The organism is Anatilimnocola floriformis (assembly GCF_024256385.1).
GTDB classification, from domain to species: domain Bacteria; phylum Planctomycetota; class Planctomycetia; order Pirellulales; family Pirellulaceae; genus Anatilimnocola; species Anatilimnocola floriformis.
Genome location: NZ_JAMLFW010000001.1, coordinates 961,144 through 984,912 on the forward strand (window position 1 = coordinate 961,144; position 23,769 = coordinate 984,912).

Annotated in this window: 19 protein-coding genes; 6 read left to right on the forward strand and 13 right to left on the reverse strand. The window is 58.7% G+C overall.

The features are described from left to right. Nucleotides 1–44 precede the first annotated feature (44 nt). The 8 genes from M9Q49_RS03925 to M9Q49_RS03960 all read right to left on the reverse strand — a co-directional run bounded on the left by M9Q49_RS03925 (nt 45) and on the right by M9Q49_RS03960 (nt 13,979). On the reverse strand, nt 45–1,430 hold the full coding sequence (locus tag M9Q49_RS03925) for a DUF1501 domain-containing protein (RefSeq protein WP_254507348.1): 1,386 nt from the start codon (nt 1,428–1,430) through the stop codon (nt 45–47). 110 nt (nt 1,431–1,540) lie between these two features. Then, nucleotides 1,541–3,958, reverse strand: coding sequence for a DUF1549 domain-containing protein (locus M9Q49_RS03930; RefSeq protein WP_254507349.1), 2,418 nt, complete (start codon nt 3,956–3,958; stop codon nt 1,541–1,543). 83 nt (nt 3,959–4,041) lie between these two features. Next, nucleotides 4,042–5,430, reverse strand: a complete 1,389-nt coding sequence (locus M9Q49_RS03935) for a tRNA modification GTPase (protein ID WP_254507350.1) — start codon at nt 5,428–5,430, stop codon at nt 4,042–4,044. Nucleotides 5,431–5,433: 3 nt separating this feature from the next. Continuing rightward, nucleotides 5,434–7,878, reverse strand: a complete 2,445-nt coding sequence (locus M9Q49_RS03940) for a YidC/Oxa1 family insertase periplasmic-domain containing protein (RefSeq protein WP_254507351.1) — start codon at nt 7,876–7,878, stop codon at nt 5,434–5,436. Nucleotides 7,879–8,375: 497 nt separating this feature from the next. Continuing rightward, the gene (locus M9Q49_RS03945) at nt 8,376–9,512 is read right to left on the reverse strand and encodes a redoxin domain-containing protein (protein WP_254507352.1); all 1,137 of its coding nucleotides are present in this window, start codon (nt 9,510–9,512) and stop codon (nt 8,376–8,378) included. Nucleotides 9,513–10,383: 871 nt separating this feature from the next. Continuing rightward, nucleotides 10,384–11,763, reverse strand: a complete 1,380-nt coding sequence (locus tag M9Q49_RS03950; RefSeq protein ID WP_254507353.1) for a DUF11 domain-containing protein — start codon at nt 11,761–11,763, stop codon at nt 10,384–10,386. 83 nt (nt 11,764–11,846) lie between these two features. After that, on the reverse strand, nt 11,847–12,662 hold the full coding sequence (locus M9Q49_RS03955) for a hypothetical protein (RefSeq protein WP_254507354.1): 816 nt from the start codon (nt 12,660–12,662) through the stop codon (nt 11,847–11,849). A gap of 162 nt (nt 12,663–12,824) precedes the next feature. Beyond that, on the reverse strand, nt 12,825–13,979 hold the full coding sequence (locus tag M9Q49_RS03960) for a hypothetical protein (RefSeq protein WP_254507355.1): 1,155 nt from the start codon (nt 13,977–13,979) through the stop codon (nt 12,825–12,827). A gap of 318 nt (nt 13,980–14,297) precedes the next feature. On the opposite strand from M9Q49_RS03960, the gene M9Q49_RS03965 reads away from it, so the two are divergent. Continuing rightward, a complete protein-coding gene (locus M9Q49_RS03965; RefSeq protein ID WP_254507356.1) occupies nt 14,298–15,512 on the forward strand; it encodes a hypothetical protein in 1,215 nt (404 codons plus the stop codon). A gap of 29 nt (nt 15,513–15,541) precedes the next feature. Here the strand turns inward: M9Q49_RS03965 and M9Q49_RS03970 are convergent, their stop codons facing one another. Beyond that, nucleotides 15,542–16,231 (reverse strand): histidine phosphatase family protein, encoded by a 690-nt coding sequence (locus M9Q49_RS03970; RefSeq protein WP_254507357.1) that lies wholly within the window; start codon nt 16,229–16,231, stop codon nt 15,542–15,544. Between the two features lie 194 nt (nt 16,232–16,425). On the opposite strand from M9Q49_RS03970, the gene M9Q49_RS03975 reads away from it, so the two are divergent. The 3 genes from M9Q49_RS03975 to M9Q49_RS03985 are packed head-to-tail and all read left to right on the forward strand — an operon-like array spanning nt 16,426 to nt 17,966. Then, the gene (locus tag M9Q49_RS03975; RefSeq protein ID WP_254507358.1) at nt 16,426–17,112 is read left to right on the forward strand and encodes a hypothetical protein; all 687 of its coding nucleotides are present in this window, start codon (nt 16,426–16,428) and stop codon (nt 17,110–17,112) included. A 26-nt stretch (nt 17,113–17,138) separates the two neighbouring features. Continuing rightward, on the forward strand, nt 17,139–17,588 hold the full coding sequence (gene dtd / locus M9Q49_RS03980; RefSeq protein WP_254507359.1) for a D-aminoacyl-tRNA deacylase: 450 nt from the start codon (nt 17,139–17,141) through the stop codon (nt 17,586–17,588). Nucleotides 17,589–17,603: 15 nt separating this feature from the next. Then, a complete protein-coding gene (locus M9Q49_RS03985) occupies nt 17,604–17,966 on the forward strand; it encodes a hypothetical protein (protein ID WP_254507360.1) in 363 nt (120 codons plus the stop codon). A gap of 48 nt (nt 17,967–18,014) precedes the next feature. Here the strand turns inward: M9Q49_RS03985 and M9Q49_RS03990 are convergent, their stop codons facing one another. Beyond that, nucleotides 18,015–18,533 carry a hypothetical protein gene (locus M9Q49_RS03990; RefSeq protein ID WP_254507361.1) on the reverse strand — a complete coding sequence of 173 codons (519 nt, stop codon included), beginning with the start codon at nt 18,531–18,533 and terminating at the stop codon, nt 18,015–18,017. 20 nt (nt 18,534–18,553) lie between these two features. After that, nucleotides 18,554–19,498 (reverse strand): metal-dependent hydrolase, encoded by a 945-nt coding sequence (locus tag M9Q49_RS03995; RefSeq protein ID WP_254507362.1) that lies wholly within the window; start codon nt 19,496–19,498, stop codon nt 18,554–18,556. A gap of 225 nt (nt 19,499–19,723) precedes the next feature. Between M9Q49_RS03995 and M9Q49_RS04000 the strand changes: the two genes are divergently transcribed. Together M9Q49_RS04000 and M9Q49_RS04005 are read left to right on the forward strand one after the other, a co-directional pair. Beyond that, complete coding sequence (locus M9Q49_RS04000) at nt 19,724–20,560, forward strand: CvpA family protein (protein WP_254507363.1); 837 nt, start codon at nt 19,724–19,726, stop codon at nt 20,558–20,560. Between the two features lie 835 nt (nt 20,561–21,395). After that, nucleotides 21,396–21,587 carry a hypothetical protein gene (locus tag M9Q49_RS04005; protein ID WP_254507364.1) on the forward strand — a complete coding sequence of 64 codons (192 nt, stop codon included), beginning with the start codon at nt 21,396–21,398 and terminating at the stop codon, nt 21,585–21,587. A gap of 31 nt (nt 21,588–21,618) precedes the next feature. Here M9Q49_RS04005 and M9Q49_RS04010 read toward each other — a convergent pair whose 3' ends face one another. Then, nucleotides 21,619–22,662 (reverse strand): acyl-CoA desaturase, encoded by a 1,044-nt coding sequence (locus M9Q49_RS04010; RefSeq protein WP_254507365.1) that lies wholly within the window; start codon nt 22,660–22,662, stop codon nt 21,619–21,621. 45 nt (nt 22,663–22,707) lie between these two features. Next, nucleotides 22,708–23,751, reverse strand: coding sequence for an acetyl-CoA carboxylase carboxyltransferase subunit alpha (locus M9Q49_RS04015; protein ID WP_254507366.1), 1,044 nt, complete (start codon nt 23,749–23,751; stop codon nt 22,708–22,710). Between the last annotated feature and the right edge of the window lie 18 nt (nt 23,752–23,769).

Sequence of the window (23,769 nt, forward strand, 5' to 3'; positions counted from 1 at the left end):
GTCCATGCTTGCTCCCGAAATAAGATGACGGACAGGCTGGAAGCCTATCCTACGAAAAGCTCCGTACGTGCTTTCCCCTTGCCGTCTTCCGTCGCATAGAACGGTCGATTTTCAACGTCGAATGCTGTCGCAGGGCTGATGCCCATCGCGTTGAAGATCGTGGCGTGGAGGTCCATCACGCTGAGCGGATCTTTGGTCGCGAGGAACGGTCGAGCCTTCGCGGTCTCACCGTAGAGTTGCCCTTTCCGCACGCCGCCGCCCCACAGCATGACGCACGAGCCGCCGGTGAAGTGCCGATGCTGGCCGTAGTGCTTCAGCTCTTTCATCACGTCGACTTTTTCGGTGGCTTGGTCACCGGCGTTGCTGCCGGGGCGGCCTTCCATGAGCATGTCGCGGCTGAACTCACTGGCGAGAATCACCAGAGTGCGGTCGAGCAAACCGCGCGACTCCAGATCGAGAATCAGCTGCGCGATTGGTAGATCGATCTGCTTCTTCATGTCGCGCAGCGTCGTGTGACCATTCGCGTGCGTATCCCAATTGAGAAATGGCACGTACTCGGTCGTGACTTCAACGAACCGCGCGCCGGATTCCACAAGCCGCCGAGCGAGCAAACAGCCACGGCCAAATCGGCCCGTGTCGTACTTCTCGTAACTCTCTTTTGGCTCGAGCGAAATATCAAACGCCGAACGCTCTTTCGCGCTGAGCAGACGATGAGCGTTGTCGAGCGAACGAAGCATCGACTGCTGCTGATAATCGGAAACGAAATCCTTTCGCGGCGATTCCTTGATCAATTTTTGCAGCAGTCGATTGCGACTTTCAAACCGATCGCCGGCCATTCCTTTCGGCGGCCGCACCGATTGCGCGGCGTCTTCGGGATGCGGCAAGTTCATCGGGCCGAATTCGCTACCGAAGAACCCTGCCGTGGTGAAGGCTTTCAGCTCTTCCTGCTCGCCGACCCCTTCAAGACGCTGGCCGATGTTGATGAAGGCGGGGATGACCGGATTCTTCGGGCCCAGGACCTTGGCGATCCACGCGCCGATATGAGGGCAAGCGACCGTCTGCGGCGGCACGTAACCGGTGTGCCAATGATATTGATGCCGCGAATGCAGAATGTGGCCGAGGTCAGGCAGCACATGCGAACGCACGAGTGTGCCGCGATCCATCACCCGAGCGATGTTCTCCAGGCCCTGCGTGATCTTGATGTTGTCGACGACTGTGTCGATGGCTGGAAAGGTGCTCTCGATATCGGCAACCTTCACGCCCGGCTCGAACGCGACGTACTTCTTCGGATCAAACGTATCCGGCGCCGCCATGCCGCCACCCATCCACAGCAGGATGACAGAATCGGCCGTGGCCTTCGGCTGCACGATTTTCTTTTCGTCAGCCCACAACCGGCGCGGTTCACCGCTGAGCATGGCAGCGGTAGACATCGCAGCGAGGGACTGAAGGAAACGCCGGCGTTCGAGTTGTTCGTTTTGCATTTGTTTGTTCCTGTGCCCTCTCCTCGGTACTCCAGGGAGAGGGTTCTCTTCGTACTGTCCTACCGTACCAACTGAAACTCCGGCAACATCAACACGCTCCACAACGCATCTTCAATCCCTTGGGGTGTGATCTTTGCTCCCAGTTCTTCTTTCATCGTAGCCAGTTCCGCCGGCGAAGGCTCGCGCGCGAGAGTGCTGCGGAATAACCATTGCGAAAATGTATCGGGAGTCCACCCGCGAGCCGCCAGTTTCACACTGCCGCGCTGTAAGCTATCAGCGAGTGACTGACCGTTGGCGAGATCAATCGCTTCGAGCGTGGTCAGGCTATCGGGACGCACCGTCACGATTTGATCGCGATTCGGCCGGCCGAGAGCCCGCATCAGGAAGTCGCTCTTCACGAGCGAGGCCCGCACTTTCAGCCCCACCGATTGCCCGCCGGCACTGAGTGCCGCCAGCAACTGCGGATGCACACCTTGCCACACGGCGGCGCCTTTGACTGCGGCGGCTGCTTGCCAATCGGTGGGTTCGGTTTTGAATTTGCCTTTGCCGTCGGGCAGAGTCTTGGTCCATTGCCACGATTCGTCTGTGGCGATCGTGGTCGCGCTCTTGTCCGCCTGCCAGGCAACAATCTCGCAGAAGAGGCCAGCCGGGTTCGGACCGCTGCCGCCGTTCTTGGCGACGATTACGATTTCATTTTCGCCGGCCTTCAACTTGCCTGTGAGAATGACCGCGTCGGGGGCTTCCCAATTTTCACCAGACTGCAACTTCTGGCCGTTGGCGTAGAGCGAGTAGCTGTTGTCGCAAGTAATCGCAGCGATGGCTTGGACCGGCGTGGCTTTTAGATCGAATTTCTTCCGCACGACAACCGTTTCACCGGCGGCAGCATTTGACGAATCGGCACTCGACCAGATCCACTTGCCGGTGAGTTCTTTCGGTCCAGTCGCGGGAGATTTTGCTGACGAAGAGCCGGCGCGAATCACCGGCGCGTCGAACTTGCCCGGCGCGGTGTCGGTCAGTTGCCAAACGGCATCGATGAACTGTTCCGCCGTCAGTCGCCGAGCACGCGGGCCGCGATAGGTATAGCCCGCGTCATCGGTGTTCTTGTCGACGACTTCCATCTGGCTCTGATAAGCGGCCGAAGTCGTGATGAGCGACAGAGTGCGTTTCAGATCGAAGCCATGCTGAGCAAAATCTTCGGCGAGGAAGTCGAGCAGGTCGGCGTTCCACGGCTCGGTTTGCATTGCATCGGGCGGATGAACGATGCCGCGGCCCATGGTGCGATGCCACAGCCGGTTGACAATCGTTCGCGTGAAGCGGCCGTTGTCGCGATGCGTGACGAGCGCGGCGAGTTGCTTCAATCGCTCCGGCTGAGCGGCCTTGGCGTCGACTTGGCCGAGTTCAGGAAAGAGCCACGACGCCGCGGCTTGCTGATTGATCGGCTTGTCGCAGCGATGGATCTCGAGAGGCCGCTTGGAGTAGATCGCTGCCAGGCCGTACGACTCTTGCAGCGTCCAGCGATCGATGAAACTATCGTGGCACGACGCACACTTCAGATTGATGCCTAGCAGCGCCTGACCAACACTCTGCGCAAACTGAATTTCGACGGTTTGCCCTGCGCTCACATCGCCGCGCCACAGAATGCCGTCGATGAAACCCGCGCTGTCTTGATTCGGCGGCGAGATCAACTCGCGGGCCATCACGTCATAAGGCTTGTTCGTCGCTAGCGATTGATACAACCATTTTGAAATCTGCTTGCGACCACCAGTGATGAAACCGGTGCCACTGTAATCGTTCCGCAGCAGATCATTCCAAAACGTCAGCCAGTGTTCGGCGTAGTCAACATCGCGGGCGAGGAGCTTTTCGACGTAGCGCTGCCGCTTGTCGCTGCTCTTGTCGTTCAACAGCGAGTCGAGTTCTTCGACCGTCGGCAGCAGACCGATGAGATCGAGCGACGCGCGGCGGGCGAAGGTGGCATCATCAACGGCTGCCGGCGTGGCGAGCTTTTTCTGCGCGAGATACTCATCCAGAATGCGATCGACCGGATTCTCGCGACCGTTGCGCGGAGAGGGCAGGGCAGGGGAGCGCGGTTTCAGCGGTGGTTCGTAACTGCTCTTGGCGAATTGAAAGCCTTCTTCCCACCTTGCCCCTTCGTCGATCCAGCGCGCGAGCTTCGCGATTTGCTCGGCTGGCACGCGCGGTCCCTCGGGTGGCATGCGCAATTCTTTGTCAGTCGATTTCAAGCGTTCGATGAGATCGCTAGCCGCCGACTTGCCGGGCGAGACTACTTTGCCGGAGTCGCCGCCGACGAACAGAGCTTCGCGGGTGTTCAGCGACAGCCCCCCTTTTTTCTGCTCACCGAGGTGGCACTTGCCGCAGTGCTGCTTGAGCAGCGGCGCGACCTCGTGGGCGAAATCGATCTCGGCGGCCAGGGCAGGGGAAGCGCAGAGGAGTAGCAGTGAGAAGGAGAGAAACTTCATCGCGCATGAGACCTGTGAGAGCGGGGAATCCTGGGCAGGTCACCTTATTCTAATGCGCCGCCGCGGCAATTACTTCCAAATGCCTATTTCCCAATGCAAAAGCGGCTGAACACTCGATCGAGAATATCATCGGTGTAGACCGCGCCGATCACCTGGCCGAGCTCGTCGAGGGCGAGGCGAAGTTCAGCGGCAATCCATTCGTCGCTGGCACCATTGGTCGTCAGATCGGCGGCCGAGGCGAGAGCGGTGGCGGCGGCTTGTAGGCTGGCTGTGCAACGCAAGGCTGTCGTGGCGACGACGGGGATTTCGCCAGTCGACTTGCGCAAGGCAGTGATGATTGCGCCGCGGAGTTCGTCGAGACCATGGCCGGTGACAACGCTGGTGAGCAGGGCAGGGGAGGGGAGGTCAAATGAATGGCCGCCCGTTTGATCGAACTTTGTTCCGATGATGAGTCGGGGAGTCAGCGAATTTCGTTGCAGCTCGGCGTGCGACCACGGCGACATCGGCTGCGAGGAATCAATGCAGAGGAGTTGCAGGTCAGCTTGTTGGTGTTGCGATTGACCAAGTGACTGCGCATCGGCAGCGATCGCGTTGGTACTCGAAACTTCTTCCACGCCGGCCGTGTCGATCAGTTGCAGCTGTTGATTGTCGATGGTCACGAGTCGCACCAGATAGTCACGCGTGGTGCCGGCAACGGGCGAAACAATCGCGGCAGCCGTTCCGGCGAGGGCATTCAAGAGACTGCTCTTTCCCGCGTTAGGTTCGCCGTAAAGAACAACTCGCGGTGCTGACGTGCTGGTTTCGCTGCGCGAGTTCAACTGATCGGCGATCGATTGCACTTTCGTCGCCGCGGCGGTTACTTGCTGCTGTAGTTCGGCTCGGCTGATGAACTCAATGTCTTCGTCAACGAAGTCGAGCCCTGCCTCGAGATGGGCGAGAAGATCGAGCAACTGATTCCGCAAGCTGGCTAGCGGATGCGACAAACCGCCCGAGAGCTGCGTGAGCGCCGACTGCAGCGACGCGGCGTCTTGCGCATCGATCACCCCCAGAACTGCTTCGGCCTGCGTTAGATCGAGTCGCCCGGCCAGAAACGCCCGCAACGTGAATTCCCCCGGCCCGGCCAATCTTGCACCGCATTTGCACAGGGAGCGAATCGCCAAATCGAGCAGCGGCGGCGAACCGGGAAGATAGATTTCCGCCAGTGGTTGCCGCGTGTAACTGCGCGAGGTCGGCCAAAGATAGACCAGCGCTGGAAGGTGAACTTCCTGAGCTCGCGTGTCGCTCGCGAGACGCAAGCGACCGTTCAAAACGAGCGGGCGTTTGGATTGCAAATCGCCTGAACCAGTCTCGCCGTCGAAGATCTTTTTCAAGACTTCGACAACCGCCGGCCCACTGACACGAATGATCCCTTCGTAGCTGCCGCCGGCAGCCGACGCGAGGGCGACGATCGTGTCGTCGATGGCCAGCGACATTGCTTAGCGCTTCTTCTTTTCGCGCCGCGCGGTGCGAGCGGACATTTTCTCTTTGTTCTCGGCCACGACCTTACTGTCAATCGTGTTCGGATCGACAGGCTTCGACTTCGGCAGCAAGGTCCGTTCGGCGACGCTCCACAGGCTCGACGTGATGAAGTACAAGCAGAGGCCGGCGGGCACCTTGTAGAAGAAGACGCCCATCATAAGGCTCATCATGAACATCATTTGCTGCTGCATTTCTTGCTGCTCATCGGTCGGTGGCGGCGTGAAGAGCTTTTGCTGCAGAATGAAGAGCGCGATGGTGATCAGCGGGAAGACGTTGAAGAACGGTCCCAGCCAACCATCGGCAGGATCGGCGATGAACGACGGCATGCTGTTCTGCCAATAGAACAACTTGTCAGGGCCGGCGAGGTTCGAAGCCCACTCCCACGTCGAGAAGAGGTTCGCATCGCGGAGGTTGATATCGACGCTCAAGCAGCGATACAAACCGACGAACACTGGCAGCTGAAAGAAGACCAGCAAGCAACCCGCCATGGGGTTCGGCATGCCGTGCTTCTTCATCAGCTCGCTGGTGGCTTGATGTTGCTTGAGGGGATCGTCTTTGTATTTTTCCTTCAGAGCGTTGAGCTCTGGCTTGAGCTTTGCTGAAATCTCTTGCATCAGCTTGGCAGAGCGAGCCTGGCGGATGCTGAATGGCAACATGCAGGTTCGCACGAGAACCGTCAGCAGCACAATCGACACGCCGTAGTTGCCGGTGATGGCATACAGCCAATGCAACAGACCGGCGAGCATCTTGGCGGGATAGGCGGCGTATTGCCAGCCGTACTCGATGATCGACTCGAGGCCGTAGGGCTTGAGAATCTCTGGATCTTTCGGCCCGAGAAAAACCTGATAGTGATGTTTGAGCGATTGGCCGGCATCGACGCTTTCGCGCGCTGTCACGAGCCGGACGCTGGTGTTCGTGGTGCGGATCCGCGTCTTGGTGAGTTGCTCGACATTGTGCATCGGCAGTGCGGCAGCACGAGCAAAATGGATCGGCTTGTCGCTGGGCGCTTCACCGGTTCCCTTGGGAATGATCATGGCCGCGAAGAACTGTGCATCGACGCCGGTGAAGGTCATCGGCTCGGTGTTGGCTTGATCGATCAGCGGATACTCGATCGACGTTTTGCCTTTGATCGCTTTCTTGGCGTGATCGTAAATCAACGGCGTGCCGACGAGGTGATGTGGTTGCTTGCCGAGCTGAAAGAGCACGTCGCGGGCACCAGCGCCCTTGAACATGTCGCGGTGCATCTTCGTGCTGTACCACCAACCTTCGAGCGGAATGCCGTTTGGTCCGTCGAGGCGATAGGCCACGGCGAGTTGCTCGTCGCCGGTGTTTTCCACGCCGACCGCAAGGTCGAGGTGATACTTCTGCGCCGGCGTCTTCGTGCCTTCAGCTGCTTGCGGCACGGAATAACGCTTGGTCACTTTCAGCGAACCGGTGCGGCCGATCTTTTTCAGGTCGTCTGCCGTCAGTGTCTTGGTAAAGACGACGCTGCTCTCGCTTTGTTCGCCGAGTTCCCAGTTGCTTTCGTGGAACGACGGCAGGCCGCGAATTTCGTCCTGATTGCCCTTCACCGTCACTCCCTGCAGCGTCTCGAGCGAGAGCAGGAACGACAGTGGGTCGGTGACTTGCGATTTGTTGACCGTGGTCCGTGTTTCGGGGCGGATCATTTCGAGCGGGCGGCGGATCAGCGAGAGCTTGTAAACCAGCGACTCCACTTTGCCGGCGTTGACGCGGTCGACCGTCACTTCGACGGATTGGCCCGGCTTGGTTTTGTCGTGCAGCCATTTTTCAAACTGCTCGCCGCGCTCGATCGGCGTGCCGTTGGCATCGCGAATGACATCGCCGGGCTTCAAGCCGACCGGCTTGGTGCTATCGACCGGCACCGCGCTAGCCGCCGGTGTGCCCGGGCCGACGGTTTGAATGACGTTGTCCTTGGTGCTGCGGCCGATCACTTCAAAGCCGAGATGACCGCAATAACCGCCGAGGTCTTCGATGTCTTTGTAGCGGGGGTCGGTCAGTTCGACCCGTTCGACCGCGGCACCCTGGCTATCGAGCGTGACGAGCATGCCGTACGGGCTCTTGGGATCGAGCGAACCGATCATCACGCGCTGGCGTGGAATGATGGCGGGGCGCGGCTCGGTATCGGCGGGGGCGACCTTAGGATCGCTCGGATTCTCGGTCGCTGGCGGATCGGTGGGCGTTTTCTCCGGCGCAGTTTTCTCTGGATCGCCAATTTTGGCGTCAGGATCGGCGGGTTTCTCGGCCGGATCATCGGCTGGCTGGACGGCTTTGGGCTGATTTTTGGCGATGGGCTTAGGCGGGGCAAACATTTGTTTGCCGGCCAAAAACGCCGTCCAAATCAGGAAGGTGACGACCAGAAAAGTAACAAAACGTCGATCCACAGGGAAAAACCCTCTCGCGGCGGGCAACAACGGGCGAATCGCCCCCGCCCCGAAAGGGGAGGCCGGCGGCTAATTATAAGGCACAACCGCCAAGACAGTATTCTCGGTTTGGGGGCGTTTCTTGCAAGGGGAAACGGGGGAGGGGAGGCGGGAGGCGGGAGACGGGATGCGAGGGAGGCAGTTCTGAGTTCTGAGTATTTAGTTCCGAGACAGCAGGGCAAACTCCTTATCAGTGGGCTCTATCGTGCTCGTCTGCCAAAAAATTCGCTAGGACTTCGGAGGCTTCTTCGGCAATCAGGGGCGACCACATCTCGAAGGTTCTGTTTTCCCAGTCTGCGGCGAGACTTTCGATACGATTCAAATTTGCAAACGACATGAGGCCCTCAACTTCCACTCACGACTCCAAGCTACTTCTTCACATCCCTGTCTCAGAACTCAAAACTCAGAACTCAAAACTTCTTCCTCCCGCCTCTCGTCCCTCGCCTCCCGCCTCCGTCTCACTTCCTTCCCGCATACGTCCGCCCCAAGTAATCCACCACCGCCCGTTTCACCGTCAGCGGTTCCAGCGGGCCCGCTTTGCGGTAAATCACTTTGCCGCCGGGGGCGATCAGCAGCGTGAAGGGCACCGGGCCTTGCCATTCTTTGTCGAGGAGGTCGGCGAATTTGTCTTTGCTGCCGACGGCGGAGATGTAGTTGGTCGTGGCGACCTTTTTCTCGGTGAGAACTTTTTGGGCCGCGGCTTTGTTCTCGGGCTCGTCGAGGCTGATGGTGATCATTTGAAAATCGCGTTTGCGATACATGCGATTGATGGTGACCAGCTCGGGCAACTCAGCGACGCACGGGCCGCACCAAGTGGCCCAGACGTTGACGACGAGTAATTTGTCGGTGTCGTTCTTGGCGAGTTTGGTGAGAGCCGCTTCGTCGAGTTCGGTGAGCTTCACTTCTTCGGCTTCGGCTTTTTCGAGCCACTTGCGGGCTTCTTCGCGCTTGTCGGACCATTTGGTCGAGCAGCCGAAGACCCGCGTCGTCTCAACCGGTACCGGTTTGCCAGCGAGCAGAGCATCGAGCGCGTTGCGCGTGTCGTGGCTGGTCACGGTCTTCACATCGGAGTCATCGATTCGCCCGACGTACCGCAGCTTGCGCTCGGCATCAAAGATCAACACCTGCGGCGTAGCGAGCACGCCATAGGCTCGCGACACATCCTGCTTCTCGCCGTCGTAGAGATAGGGAAATTGAAAGTCGCGTTCCTTGGCCCGTAACTTCATATCGGCGAGTGAATCGCTGACATCGGTGTAGCCCAGCTCGTCGAGGCGCACGGCGGCGTCGTCGTTGGGCGAGATGGCGACCAGCGTCACGCCTTTGTCTTTGTAGTCCTTGTGCAGATCGATAATTCGCTGCTCATAAGCCTGCGCAGTAGGGCAGTGATTGCAGGTGAACACCACCAGCAACCACTTCGCCGATTTGAAATCGGCCAGCGTGTGCGTCTTGCCATCGACGCCGGGCAACGCAAAATCCGGCGCGGGCGTGCCGATGGCGAGGAGCTTGGTGGGATTGTCGGCGGCTGGCGAGAGAGCGACCAGCGACGAACTCACTAGAGCCAAGCCAACTGCTTGCAATAAATAGGAACGAATCATGTCTCACCCGGAGAGGTGTTCGTGGAAAATACAACTCGCCGCCAGTGTAGGCCTGCCAGGCAAGCGGCCACAACAGCCAGTGCCGGAAACTACAGTTGTTGTCTCGATGTTCACAACAGTTGTTTTCGTTTTTTAAATCTAGTTAACTCATTTATCCGCATTGCTTTAGGTTAATTCGTCTGCAGTTTATCACAACATTTCACAACAGATTACAACGATTTCACAATAGTCTGACCACGATTCGCACACCACTTGATCACCGATGGGTCACAACAAACAACGGAATCAGCCCTTTGCATTTCTACTTGCTGGCGAACTTCGTCGGGGGACCGCGAAGCAGCGACCGGCTCCCGATGAGAAGCCATCGAAGGGGTGCGAACATTATTAGTGTTCAATTGTATATTATGTGCTTCTGTCTGTCAAGCACCGCGATTTCTGATAGGCCCCTGCGTAGGTCGGACCACTGGTCCGCCCAGACAGCGCGAGTTGAGTTGGTTGGCTCGTTCACGCTTGCAGGAGCGGACCAATGGTCCGTCCTACGTGTTGAGGATGGCAGATTGCAGATTGGAAGACAGGTAGAATGTTGTAGGTACGTGGGACTGCCGTAGCGAGCGAGAGACTACTTTCACTTCGCCCTCGTACGCATCAACCGTGGTACTGGCGCGTAAATCTAATGGCCGAGAAAGCCGGAAAGACTCACAGGGGCGAACGCTGAAGAAAATTCAAGAATCACAAGCGAGTGGATAATTTACTCGCCGCGACGGCCCCTCACCCCGACCCTCTCCCCTGAGTACAGGGGCGAGGGAGCAAGACTTCCAAATTCAAGCTTCCAATCCCTAACCTCTAACCTCTTCCTCTCTTCATCCTTTGCTTACCGCACCCGGCAGCGGAAGCGAATAATGCCGCCTTGGCCGACTTCGAGCGGGTCGGTGATTTCCCAGCGGAGGACCAAGGTCTCGGGGTTTTCTTGGATCTTGAATTCGGCTTTCACAGTCGAGGACTGGCTTTCCTTCACGTATTCGAGGCGGGGCGTGAGGTGGTCGATGACGGTCACGTTGCCGATCTTTTGATCGCCTGTGTTGTCGAAGCGGAGCGTGAACTCGACGATGTCGCCAGGCACTGCGTCGCAGTTGCTTGCCACCTTGCAGATGCGGAGGCGCGGCTTGCCTTGCAGTTCGTACGTGTAGATCATCTCTGGCTTGTCGGTCCCCTTCGACTCGTGAGCCATTTGGCCGTCGATGATCGCTTGAACCATTTGATTGCTCTGCCAGATCACAGCAGCTTGCGTCCGTTCGGCGAGGACGGCCTTTTCGCGGGCGTCGTATTCGCCGCGCTGAATCATCTTCAGATTCTCATGCAGCATCGTGCCGCGGCGGGCCAGCACCATTTGATTGACGTTGTCGACACCGATGCCGCGAGTCTGTTCGCGGAATGTCGAAGCCGGATCGAGATGGAGTTCCGACGCGACCTTCTCAGGCTGAATGGCTGCCGTGGGCAAACCGAGATCGAGGTGCTGATTGACGCGCGTCGGCTTTTCAACGCCGGCCATCCGTTCATGACCTTCGTACAAAATCGGGTTGATCACTTTCCGCACGGCAGCGAACCGCGGAGCGTAGATGCAGACTTTGTTGCTTTCAGTGACTTCGGTTTTGCCATCGAGCGTATCGAAGTGAGCGACGGTATCTTCGGGGTCGAGACCGACAACGTCCCAGTTGGCTTTCACGCGCACGTTGCCGTCGAGATCGCCGCCGTCGCAAATGTATTCATCCGCGGGCCAAGGCTTCTTGATGCCGTCGGGCATCCAGCCGCCGTAGGGATCGGGATTCACGGCCGTGCCGTCCTGCGTGAAGCGAAAGGCTTCGCGATTGCCGCCGCAGCAAGGGCAACCAGTGCCGTGGCCTGGTTGATGACCTATCGGCTGACCGGTGTAAGCGTTATCGGGCAACGTCATCGCCGGCGAGTTTACGCCGGGATAGTAACCGACTGGCTGCACAAGTCGCGGCGGTTTGTAGGCAGCTGGCCCACGAACAGCGATTTCAGCTTCTTGGATTTTGGTCGGCGCGAGCGGCGCGCTCGTCACCGGGGCAGGGGAGGGGGCCGACTTCGCCGTCGTATTCGACGCGGCAGTGGCCGGCGTCTCGCCTGCCGGCAAGAGCGAGCGGAACGGCACGTGCATGGATTTGCACGAGCAGAATGTCAGCAGCGGCAGCGCGAGGAGCGACAGGAGTGCGCGATGGATGTTGGTTTTCATGAGGACCTCTGTCGGGCGCTGACTCTGATTTGGTGGTGACCGCGAAGACGAGGCCTTTCGCGGAGCGAAAGGCGACAATGGAGTTAATCGCGGATTTGATTCGCTGGCAGACGCGGGATGATGTAGTTCTTTTTCGGAGCTTCATCTTTCTTGGCCGGCAGCGGATGCCATTCGATTGGCGGCTCGAGGCCGTCGCGACGATGAACGCGCGGCGGCGGTTCTTCGTATTTCACATACGGCGGATTCAAGTAGACGAACTTGCCATCGACCACTTCCGGCGTCGCGGTGCGCGAGCCCATGCGGAGAATCGCCACCGGCCGGCCGAGGCGATCGGCTTCGTGCAGCGGATCATCGCCTGGAGCCACTTCGTAGTAACGCTGCGCCGGTTCTTCGCGGCGGGGCAGGGCGGTCTTCGGCTCTTCGATATAGATGACGCGCGTGACGTATTTCCCGGTGAGCGCCATTTCGAGTTCTTCGGCCGTCAGTTCGACGGGAATGGGAAATCGCGGCGCTTGTCCCGGCGGTGGATAGAGGCGATCGATGACTTCCACCGAGGGGAAGACTTCTTCACCCTGATGAAACTCAATGCCCGTCACTTTCAGGCGATAGACCTGGCCGATCAGCATACCGGCCATCGCGACGTTCTTGGTGGTGACCGGAAAGCCGCCGTCTTCGGCGAGCGCGACCGAACTTCCCTTCGGCCCCATGACTTTCACCGGCTGATAGTAGCCAGGCCGAGGACCGCCGCGTTGCAATTGCATCTGCCCGATCCACCCGGGCGGCGCATCGCCGTTGTCCATGAAGTGCGGCGTGTTATTGAGCGGCTGATTCTGTGCCAACGAATGGCTACAGATCAGCAGCGTCGCGACAAGCGCGAGGACGGTGGAAGTACTTCGCATGGTTGAGCAGCCGATGCTAGGTGATTGTGTTGATTCGCAAAAATGCCGGAACATCGCGAAGGATGTTCCGGCTGTTTTTTTTGATCTGAGTCTTTTTAAGTGTCAGCCCCTCACCCCAACCCTCTCCCCTGAATACAGGGGCGAGGGAGTGAGGAAGAGAACTTACTGGCCAGGAGTGGCACCAGGCGGGCAGTAGGCGCCACCACCGTACGGTGTGCTGGCGTCGTTGTAGTAAGCACCGCTGCCAGGGCCGCCACCAGGAATCCGTTCGTGCTTGTCGTAGTGCGGTTGGCCGAACTGATAAGCAGCGTGGATGTTCTGTTCGCGGATGTTCACCCGATTGACCGGCTTCGGATAGCTGAAGCCAGGTTGCTGGCGAACGTTAATCTTGAAGTGTTCGGTCGGACCAGGGATCGCGTAGTGCGTGTGGTTCTTGATGGTGTGCGTTTGCAAACCAGCCGGACCACCCAGCGGAATGTGCGGCGGGCCAGGCAAGCCAATCGGCGTGCCGCTCGTCGTCATGCCGTACTGCGGAGCAGTCACGCCAGCGACATAGTTCGGCGGCAAGCTGCCAGGGAAACCACCCATGCCCGGCGGGCAATAAGCACCCATGTCGCCACCACCCATGCCGTAACCGAATTCCGGACCAGCGATGCTGCCCGGCATTTCGATGTCCTTGTTACCGACGCGGATCACGGCGAGGATCGCACCACGGCGATCGGCTTCGACGATGGGATCCACACCCGGATCAAGCCGCGTGCTGACGAGGGTTTCGACACCCGCGAGAGCCAGCTCTTGGAACTCCGGATCCGGCAGGTAGATGACCTTGGTCACAAAGTTGCCGGCGAGGACTTGATCGAAGTCTTCTTCGGTGAACTGAATCGGAATCGCGTTGTGGGCGAGGAAGGCTTCGCTCCGTGGCGTGGTCGGAGCGAGCTCGACCGACGGATAAAGTTCCACACCTTCGCGACCACCGATGTTGGTGATCTTCAAACGGTAGATGCCGTCCTGCGGAAAGTTCTGGCGGCCCGGCACCGTGAGAGGTGTCGAGTCGAAGGCATTCTGACCGCTCACATCCCACCGCACTTGCATCCCCTCGGGTTTAGCGAAGAGAAGCTGCACGGTCGGCATGGTGACGGGAATCATCGCCGGCGGCAACGAGGGAGGCAGCACGCCTGGCCCTGGTCCACCGACACCCGGCCCCGGTTCGAGCAATGTCGAAGCCGGCGGCAAGTTATGCGCCTTGGGGAATACACACCCCGTAGCCGTGATCGCCACGGCCAGCGACATGATGCAAAGCAACAGACGGATTTTCATGGTGTCCCCCCTGACATTCGCTACTGGCAGCAGACGTCCTCGTCTGTCCCGGCGGCGTTCTCATCCGTGATTCGTTAGTGCTAGCAACGGCTTAGCCCAAGCCATTGCCAGCGAAACTGGGTGCTCCCAGCTGAAACACTGCCGTGGACCCGGACGAAGCATTCGGCCTATCATCCGTGCAGAAAACTCCGACCAATCTTCGGAGCCTTCTCTGAATCGCACGTATAAACCGAGGCAACGTCCGCACGCGGCGTGTCCCTAGGTAGTTGTTCGGCGCGGCACAGAACGAATCTTTGGCAAAATCCGCACGACTCTCCAATGACGTATAAATTGCCCCGCTTACTAAGTGGCCTGTTGCTGATGCTGGCAGTCGCCGGCATCGGTTATTTCAGCGGCAGCCGCGGCGCGGGAATGTTCGCGCGAGCGCTGGCCCAAGCTGGGTACGGCCAGCCGGGCTATGGCCAAAACGTTTCGGGCCCGCCTGGCAATGGTCAGCCTGGTTATCGCGAGGTCGTGCCGTTTAGCGGGGCAGGGCAGGGGAGAGGCGCGCCGGCGCCGTATGCTCCGCCGCTCAATCCAGCTCAGTTGCCGCAGCCTCAAGCCCAATTGCCGCAAACGCCGCTGAACTATCGCGAGGATCGCGTTGCCAGCAATCCGCCCAGCCAGCCTCTTGCGAGCGTCGACGGCAATGCGCTCGTCGCGCAAGCCGCCCGGCGCGTGCAGACAGAGTCCTCGGTTCAAGCCGCGATTCGTTTTCGCATTGATGTCGCCGGCCAGAATCTCGTCGGCAATGGCCAGTACGTACAGCTCGGCGATGGCCCGGAGAAATTGCTCCGTTTCGATCTCAAACTACAAGTCGGCCAACGCGTCGCCGCGCTGCAGCAGATCAGCGGACAGCAGTACTATTGGATTCGGCGCGATCTGCCGCCGGCGAATTTCAAAGTCTCGCGCGTCAACTTACTCTCCATCCGCAACGCCGTCGCGAAGCGCCACCTTGCTGCTGACCGCGACTCCGATATGCACGGCGTGACTTCCCCCGCCGACGACGCCTGGCTGTTGCTTGGTGGTTTGCCGGCGCTGCTCGAATCGCTGTCGCAAGATTTTGAATTTGGCGAAGCTCGCCAAGGAGAAATCGAACTCCCCGGCGGCAACTCGCTTCCCACGCGTGTGCCCGTGTGGGCCGTGAGCGGCACTTGGAAAAAAGAACGTTGGAAAGAGCTGACGACCGTCACTGGCAAAAAGAAAAAAGATGCCCCGCCGCCGCTGCTGCCCAAGCGGGTCGATCTCGTGCTCAATCGCTCGGAGCGCGCCTTCGGACTCTTCCCTTATCGCGTGCTGTACTACGCCGCCGCCGATGACGGCAGGGGAGGGCAGGGGACCTCGATCAGCATGCGCCCCGTCGTGAGCATGGAACTCTTCAACCTTGCCACGGCAGCCAACCTCGACCCGCGCGACTTCGACTACAACCCGGGTGAACAAGAAGTCGAAGATCTAACCGCCGTGTATCTGCAGCGACTGGGCTTGGGAAAGTAACTCGCCATTCGCTCCGACTCTGAAAGCTTTCACTTGATGTGCCAGGTCGAATTAATCGTCCGCACATTCATCACGCCGTCTTGCCACACGAGCACATTCACGCAGCAGTTGTCTTGCGCCAGACCGCGATAGTCTCGCAGCGGAATGCCGAGCAACCGCGCGAAATAAGATCGCAGCAAAATATTGTGCGCGACGACGATGATCGTCTTTCCCAAATTCTGCTCCGCCAAGGATTCAAAAATCGGCTGCACGCGATTGGCAACAGCGGTGATGGTCTCACCCTCGGGATAACCATAGGTTGCCGCATCGTCGATGAACTGCTGATGCGCTTCCACGTCGTTGAAGCGAACGTCGTCGTAGTCGCGACCTTCCCAGCGACCCACATCGACCTCGTGCAGCCCGGCGATCTGCGTTACCTCATCGTCGCCGTTCGCTCCATGAGCGGCTGATGGTCGGCGGAGTAAAAGGCGACTCCGAATCTTCTCCGCCGTTTCGACAGCGCGCTTCAACTGACTGCTGAACAGGGCAGGGGAGGGGCGGTCGACAAACAACTCACCCAAAAACTCCGCCACTTGCTCGGCTTGCTTCACGCCGATCTCGCACAGGCTCAAATCCAAACCGCAACCTTGCAACACATGTGGCACGGCGAGGTTCGCCGCCGTAGCGCCATGTCGCACGAGCACCAGCACACAAGTATTCGGGGCAGGGGAGGGGAGCATGGTTGAGCGAATGAGAGGCTGGGGCGGCAGCAGTACATTAGTGGAGTGTGTCGACGATCGCCGATCATAAGCGAATGGCCGCAATTCACGAAGATGGCACTCATGCACCCTTGTCTCCCGCCTCCCGTCCCGCGCCTCCTCGTCCTAAACTACTCCCTAGCCTCGAATCCCTCGCCCCTGGCCCCTTACCTCCCGTGGTTCGCATCTTCATCGTTCTCGCTTGTCTCGCCTGGCTGTCCCTCGTCGCCAATTTCGCAGCCGGTCTGTGGATCGGAGATTTCAACGCCGTCGCGAAGACGTATCGCGAAGCCTACAACAAAGACCTGATCGCAGGCCGTGACCATTCGCTGAGCGATGAACAAAAGCAAACAGCGCGAGCCGAATACACCCAAGCGTCAAAAGATCTCGTCGCGCCGCGCAAGCGGATGACCATCCACTTTTATCTCGGCGTGGCCGCCTGCATCCTGGTAATTCTCGTCAACAGCATCACCGTGACCTACTTCGTCGGCACGAGTCGCTGGTGCAAAGAAGTTGGCGAGACCTACGATCTCTCGAATGAGTTGCAGTTGCGCAGCACGGCGATCAAGCGTCGCACATTCCCCTGGGCGTTCGCGGGCATGCTCGCGATGGTCGGCCTCGCGCTCCTCGGCGGTCTGTCTGATCCTTCGATCCCCATCAACCAGGCCCAGCCCGAACGCAGCGCTGGCATGGTCATGTGGCACTACATGGCCGCGATGACAGCGCTCGCCTTCATCGCGCTGACGTTCACCATTCAAGCCATCCGCATGTCGGAGAATTTTCAAGCGATCCAAGACATCCTCGCCGAGGTCCATCGCATCCGCGTCGAGAAGGGTTTGCCGACGAAAGAGGAAGTGGTCTAACGAGAGGGCAGGGGAGGGGAGTCGCTATGAGAGCCGTCCTGCAACGAGTCACTCGCGCGCAAGTTTCCGTCGCTGGCGAAATCGTCGGCCAAATCGGCGCGGGACTGCTCGTGCTACTGGGCGTGGAAAACGACGACACCGAACAAGATGCTCGCACACTCGCCGAGCGCACGATTGGCCTCCGCATCTTCGACGATCCCGACGGCAAGATGAACCTCAGCGTCCGCGACATCGGCGGCAGCGTGCTGGTCGTCAGCCAGTTCACGCTCCTGGGCGATTGTCGCAAAGGTCGCCGCCCCAGCTTCATCGACGCGGCGCCGCCCGAGCACGCCGATGAACTCTACAAACTTTACGTCGCCGCGATCGCCGCCGAGAACATTCCAACCGCGACCGGTCGCTTTCGCACGACGATGGCCGTCGAACTCGTCAACGATGGACCTGTGACGTTACTACTGGATAGTCGAAAGCGTTTTTAGCTCGGAAAGATTTGCATGCCTCCCTATTGGAAGTCGTTCATCGAGAAGCACAGCCTGGTTGGTCGCGAGTTCTCCATCCCCGATGATCGCGATGCGTCCGGCGTCGGCGCGGTTCTCGAGATCCTCGATGAGCAAAGTAGCGAGTCGGAGGAGACGGACGTTTATCCGGGCATCGCGGTCCGCAAGGATGGCTTCGTTCCGGTTGGCAGCTGTTGCTTGGGGAGTGGCGATCCCTACTTCATCTGTGAGCGCGACGGTGAAGGCGGGCCACTCTACCGCATCTACCACGACCAGGTCAGCGAAGCCGGCTACGAAGCCAGTCGCGCCATTGCGATCGTCTTGAATGACTATCGAGACCTGCTAAGGTTCGCCGACTGACAGGGCAGGGCAGGGGTTTAGGTCGCCACGTTGCTGCCAGACAGTCCGTTACCAATAGTTCGTATTCGTATAGAGCTGAAAATCTACGAGCGAGTCGGTGAGAGAATAAATCTCAGTGGTCTTCATGCGTTCGATCCAGCCATCTTGAAATGCAAAGTTAAATATTGCCAGGTGATAGTCGAGATCTTGCGGATCAAGAGAATCGACGGAACTTGTCACGACAAACCAGAGATACCGATAAGCGGGCACCTTAAGTTCGGAGGGCGTCGCGTGAAGCAGGCGCTCAAAGCCTCGTTCAACATTCATCACGTGACATGCAGTGGCGCAGCGATGCCAAAGGTCATTTGCTGCGGGGCTTTGTTGGAGTGCGGCAACCGCTGATCGATAGGCAATGTAGTGATCGAAATAAGTTTCAGACTTGATCGGCTCGAACCTTCCCATGTAGGTCAGGCCAAACCACACCCCGAATATCGACAGAACGATATTCGCTTCCTCGGAGTCTCGAATCTTATCGACGTAGTCAATCGCTCGTTGTGAAATGTTTCCGCCGAATGATGTATTGGCCATCGACTTAGAATAACCGCAATTCACCGCTGATACGGATACACCGGTTGCTGTTGCTGCGGCGCGTAGCCGGGATTGGCATAGTTGTTCGGATCGCCGTACCCCTGCTGCGGATACGCCGGTTGCTGATAGCCGGGCGGCGGCTGTGTGTTGTTGTAACCCGGCTGGTTATACGTGGGGTTGCCACCATCGAGATGCGATTGCCCCAGACGTCGCGCTTCTTCTTCGATCGCTCGTTCCGTGATTTGTTCGGCTTGGATCACGCGCTGGTTGGTGTTGCGAATCACGCCTTGCACAACCTGGTTGCCGAAGTAGGTATCCTGGCCGAAGAATCGCATCAGCATCGGATCGCCGACGGCGAAGAGCGACAGGATGACGAGCTTGCCGTAGACGCTGAAGTTGCCCCAGCTATCCTTGCCGAAGAATTTGATCGCCGTACCGGACGACTTCTTCACGTTCAGCCGGCCGGAGCGAACGCTGAGACTCCAGACCTCGTCGAGAAACAGGTGTGAGAAGAAACCCAGCATCACGGCGGCCGCTTTGAAGAATCGCACTTCCAGATGGTTGTCGGCCACGATCAAGAACGTGATGAGCCCGCAGACCACGCACGCGGGAATGCTGTGCCACATGCCGCGGTGCACGGTGTAACGTTTGAAAACCTCGACCACGCCAAAGCGGATGATGCAGTACATGACCGCCGCCATCAGCACCATCATCTCGTGGCAGCACGCAAAGGCTTCGAACCGCGGCAGCATGAGCATCGGAATGACCGATGCCGCAAACGTCGACATTTCGCGGACGGGTGTTCCCGAGTCGCTATCGAGATCGGGCAACATGCCGCTGACGCTGCACAAACCGAAACCGAGCAAGCTCGTTTCGATCGGCATGTTGAAATAGAAATGACCAGCCACGCCGTAGACAACACCGAGTCCGGTGCTGAAGGTGATGTGAGTTTTGAAATCCGCCATGATTTCCTCTCGACTACGCTAGCAGCGCGCGCACCGCCCTACCCTTGCCTGCCGCGCGCGAACTCTACCGAGTTCATGCAATCACTCCAAGATCAAATCAGCTGGAACTGCTCTTCGGGTTTCTCGCGGGCCTCCGCTATACTCTCGCGGCGATAATTTTTTCGCCGAATCGAAGACGCGTGCTTTCGCGGAGCGAAAGACGCACTGCCGGACTGAGGTGCAAGGATGCAAGGCTACGACTTTGTGATGATCGGTGTGCTGATCGGCGCCGTGGCTTGGGGCGCGTGGAAAGGCTTTGCCTGGCAAGTCGCTTCGACGGCTTCGATGGTCCTCAGCTACTTCGTGGCTCTCAACTTTCGCACGCCGCTGTCGCAAGCGATCAAGACCGATCCACCATGGAATGTCTTCGTCGCCATGCTCATTCTCTTTCTGGGCACGTCGCTCGTCGTGTGGCTCTGCTTCAACTTCGTCAGCCAAGCCATCGAGCGGATGAAGCTCAAGGAGTTCGATCGTCAGGTCGGCGCGCTCCTCGGCCTCGCCAAGGGCGTGATCCTGTGCGTCATCATCACGCTCTTTGCGATGAGCTTGCTCGATCAAGCGCGTCGCCAGGCCATCATCAACAGCCGCAGCGGCTACTACATCTCGCAGCTCCTCGCCAAAGCCGACGCCATCATGCCGCGCGAGCTCCGACAAGTGCTGGCGCCGTATGTCGACGGCCTGGAACAAAACATGCAGACCAGCGGCTACTACGCGCCGCCGCCTGGTTACCAGAACAACCGCTTGCCCGGTTTGATCAACAACGCCATCAACGCCGTGGAGCAACAGTTCGAAAACATGCAGGGGCAAAACCCGAACCAAGGGAGCTACTACGGTGGCCAGGCCGGTTACAACAACCAGCCCAACAACGGCTACAACACTCAGCCGAACAACGGTGGCTACAACCAGCCCGCCATGAATCCTGGTTACAACAACGGCCAGCAACCGTACATCGATCCGCAGATGGCCGACCGCTATCGTCAGCCAACACAACCTCAGCGGCCGCTGAACAACGGCAACTACTAAGAGGTCAGGCGATGAGGTTCATGAGCACCTTAGTCCGCAGTTGCCTGACGATGCTAGTGACCGTCTTTTGTCTGGTCTGTCTTTGTCAATTCGCGGGAATGGCTATGTGGTGGTACGCCCCTCCATTTGGCAACCGTGTGGTCCCAGGCCAGGCCAACATGCGAGCAGGCAACCCCAATCTGGGACCGTACGAGCATTGGGCTTGGGAGATGGAAAACTCGGATCGTGACGAGCCGCGTCCAGTTCCCCAGATCCACTTCGTCGAGCAGGATCCCAACCGTTCATCGCCATTCGCGCGAGTCTTGGAACTGGCGGAACCACCGCAACCGAAACGCTAAGCAACAGAGGCTGCAGGTCCACATGCGCTGCCTGTTCTGGTTGATCCAAGAGACCGTATTTTGCCTCCAGGTCAGCTCGAAAAATGAGCCCGAATGAGCCGGTCGAACAGCCGGGTAATTAGGCTGGCTTAGAGCAACTTTGGACGCGATTTTTTGGCGCCAAATTCGGTCGCCAAATCAGACGCTGAAAAACCAGAAATGAACCTCCGAAACGCAGCTCGTTTTTTTGTTCGGTAGAGCAGGGGAGAACGGCAGGTTTTTCGATCGAAATTCGGCGTCGTTTTTTTTCACGCGACGGCGACGAATCGGCAAGAGATCGAAGGCAAAGCGGCACCAGAATCAGCCGTGCCAAAAGGGGCCAAAACGCAACGTCCAAACCCGCCGCAGCGAAAACGCGAATATGCGTATTTCTAGCGGAAAACGACCATCTCAACCGAACATAACAAACATTATCGGACGTTGGGCACAGGGTAAAACGATAGGATAAACGGACCTCGTTGGCCCTGCTTGGCGGCTGGTTGTTCCAGCATTTCGGCACGCTCGATTTGCCTCAGAAATCGCTGGCGATTCGAGCTGCTGCGAAGCTCAGAAATCAGTCGCTGTTGCGACCGAGAATCGGGCTGAAAATCAGCGCCAAAAATCGCGCTGATTCTGACTCAGAATTGGGCGGTCCAAACTCCTTGTTTTGAACACGCCCTGCCCTCACGCTCCGGGCAATCTTTAGGCTGCTTTGGCCGGCGACGAATCGCCTTGCGGCAAGTCATCGTCGATGACCGTTTTGGTCGCGCTGCTAGTCGCTCCGACGACCGCTTCGGCCTTCGCGCCGTCGGCCTTGGTCCAGGCCCGCGGTAAGACCACGTCCTTGGCCAAACCGAGTCGCACCAGGATCCTGATCACGGCGTACGTGGCATCGAATTCCCACCACTTGTGACCGTGGGCGGCCGACCGCTGATCGGCGTGATGGTTGTTGTGCCAACCCTCGCCGTGAGCCCAGATGGCGACCGGCCAGTAGTTGCGACTCTTGTCCTTGGTGTCGTAATTGCGATAGCCGAAGACATGGGTCAGCGAGTTCACGCTCCAGCTGCCATTCCACACAATGATGGTCCGGACGAAGACACCCCAGACGACGATGCTGGAACCAAACTGCACAGCGCCCATCACGTCGCGAGTCATCACATAGCCAGCCGCGAAGCCGACCAGGTAATAGGCAACCACGTGCGCGGCATAGACCCAGAACCAGGCCAGCTTGCGTTCGAGCCAAAGGTAGTAGGGGTCTCGCAGAATGTCGCGAGCATATTTCTCATAGAAGAAGATCGTGCTGTGCTCGCGATGTTCGATCAGCAACCAGCCGATGTGCGACCACCAGAAGTTGACCAGTGGCGTGTGGGGATCGTCGCGCTCATCAGAATGCTTGTGATGCATCCGGTGAATGGCGACCCAACGGGCCGGGGTGTCTTCAAGGCACAGCACCCCCAACGTGGCGAAGATTCGCTCGAGCCACTTGGGCACGACGAGACCTTGGTGCGTGAGCAACCGATGGTAGCCCAGCGTGATGCCAAACAGCCCGTAGGTGAGAACGCCAACAAAGCCGACGACAACGCCGGTCCAGCTGAAGTACCACGGGTTGAAAGCAAGGAGGCTGAGCAGATGAATCGATGTAATGCTGATCAGATAGCCCCAGGCAATTCTGACTGGCAACACCGGCTCGGGTACGGCGAGGCGCGCATCAGCGCGTCGACCAAAAAGTCGTTGAAAAATTGTCATACAACCTCGCTTCCGTGCGCAGGATGCAGTGGCCTGGCAAAGTGATTAAGCAGTGGATTCTTCCAAGAACATGCCCATCCGTCGGAATTTATCATACCGTGCATCGGTAAGCTGTGCGCCGTTCTTGCTAGCGAGTTCGCGTAACGAACGGAGCAAATATTGTTTCACTCGGGCTGCGGTCTGCACGTGATCGCGATGCGCGCCACCGAGTGGTTCCTCGATCACATGATCGATGACACCCAGGCGATGCAGATCGCTCGACGTGAACTTCAGCGCGGTCGCGGCCTTCTCGGCGAACTGGTGGCTCTTCCAGAGAATGCCGGCGCAACCTTCAGGACTGATGACAGAGTAATAGGAGTACTGCAGCATTGCTACTCGATCGCCCACCCCAATACCAAGGGCGCCGCCGCTGCCGCCTTCGCCGATCACGATGCAGACGATCGGGGTGTTGAGACGGCTCATCTCATACATGTTTTCGGCGATGGCTTGCGATTGGCCCCGTTCTTCGGCGCCGATGCCCGGATAAGCCCCGGGAGTATCGATCAAGCAAACGATCGGAATGCCGTATTTCTCGGCCATCTTCATCTTCAGCAGGGCTTTGCGATAACCCTCGGGATGGGCGCAGCCGAAGTAGCATGCGCTGCGTTCTTTGTAGGTGCGGCCTTTCTGATGGCCGACGACGAGCACTTTGTGTTGATCGAGCCGGGCGAAACCGGTCAGCAGCGCGCGGTCGTCGCCAAAGCGGCGGTCGCCGTGGAGCTCTACGAAATCTTCGAAAACGAGCGACACATAATCGGCCGTGTACGGGCGATCTTTGTGGCGCGACACTTGGACAATCTGCCAGGGAGTGAGCGTGCTGTAGATCTGCCGGGTGACATCGTTCACCTCGCGGCGGACCCGGCGGAGTTCTTCTTCTTGCTCGGGAGTGCGCGCCGGCGTTTGCTCGAGCGAGCGCAGTTGCGCCTCGAGCGTCAGGATCGGTTGTTCAAAGTCGAGGCCGGCCGGCGTGGCGCTGCTGGCGCCATTGGTGGAACCATTCGCTGCGCCGTTGCTCGAGCCATTGGCTGCCGTGGTTGTCGTATCGCTCATTGTCTATCACTCATCATT

Excerpts from the sequence above, each read along its gene's own strand:
- M9Q49_RS03955 (WP_254507354.1), bottom strand. The coding sequence starts at position 12,662 with ATGCGAAGTACTTCCACCGTCCTCGCGCTTGTCGCGACGCTGCTGATC.
- M9Q49_RS03935 (WP_254507350.1), bottom strand. The coding sequence starts at position 5,430 with ATGTCGCTGGCCATCGACGACACGATCGTCGCCCTCGCGTCGGCTGCC.
- M9Q49_RS03925 (WP_254507348.1), bottom strand. The coding sequence starts at position 1,430 with ATGTCTACCGCTGCCATGCTCAGCGGTGAACCGCGCCGGTTGTGGGCT.
- M9Q49_RS03990 (WP_254507361.1), bottom strand. The coding sequence starts at position 18,533 with ATGGCCAATACATCATTCGGCGGAAACATTTCACAACGAGCGATTGAC.
- M9Q49_RS04015 (WP_254507366.1), bottom strand. The coding sequence starts at position 23,751 with ATGAGCGATACGACAACCACGGCAGCCAATGGCTCGAGCAACGGCGCA.
- dtd (WP_254507359.1), top strand. The coding sequence starts at position 17,139 with ATGAGAGCCGTCCTGCAACGAGTCACTCGCGCGCAAGTTTCCGTCGCT.
- M9Q49_RS04010 (WP_254507365.1), bottom strand. The coding sequence starts at position 22,662 with ATGACAATTTTTCAACGACTTTTTGGTCGACGCGCTGATGCGCGCCTC.
- M9Q49_RS03970 (WP_254507357.1), bottom strand. The coding sequence starts at position 16,231 with ATGCTCCCCTCCCCTGCCCCGAATACTTGTGTGCTGGTGCTCGTGCGA.
- M9Q49_RS03960 (WP_254507355.1), bottom strand. The coding sequence starts at position 13,979 with ATGAAAATCCGTCTGTTGCTTTGCATCATGTCGCTGGCCGTGGCGATC.
- M9Q49_RS03985 (WP_254507360.1), top strand. The coding sequence starts at position 17,604 with ATGCCTCCCTATTGGAAGTCGTTCATCGAGAAGCACAGCCTGGTTGGT.
- M9Q49_RS04000 (WP_254507363.1), top strand. The coding sequence starts at position 19,724 with ATGCAAGGCTACGACTTTGTGATGATCGGTGTGCTGATCGGCGCCGTG.
- M9Q49_RS03965 (WP_254507356.1), top strand. The coding sequence starts at position 14,298 with ATGACGTATAAATTGCCCCGCTTACTAAGTGGCCTGTTGCTGATGCTG.
- M9Q49_RS03950 (WP_254507353.1), bottom strand. The coding sequence starts at position 11,763 with ATGAAAACCAACATCCATCGCGCACTCCTGTCGCTCCTCGCGCTGCCG.
- M9Q49_RS03995 (WP_254507362.1), bottom strand. The coding sequence starts at position 19,498 with ATGGCGGATTTCAAAACTCACATCACCTTCAGCACCGGACTCGGTGTT.
- M9Q49_RS03945 (WP_254507352.1), bottom strand. The coding sequence starts at position 9,512 with ATGATTCGTTCCTATTTATTGCAAGCAGTTGGCTTGGCTCTAGTGAGT.
- M9Q49_RS03930 (WP_254507349.1), bottom strand. The coding sequence starts at position 3,958 with ATGAAGTTTCTCTCCTTCTCACTGCTACTCCTCTGCGCTTCCCCTGCC.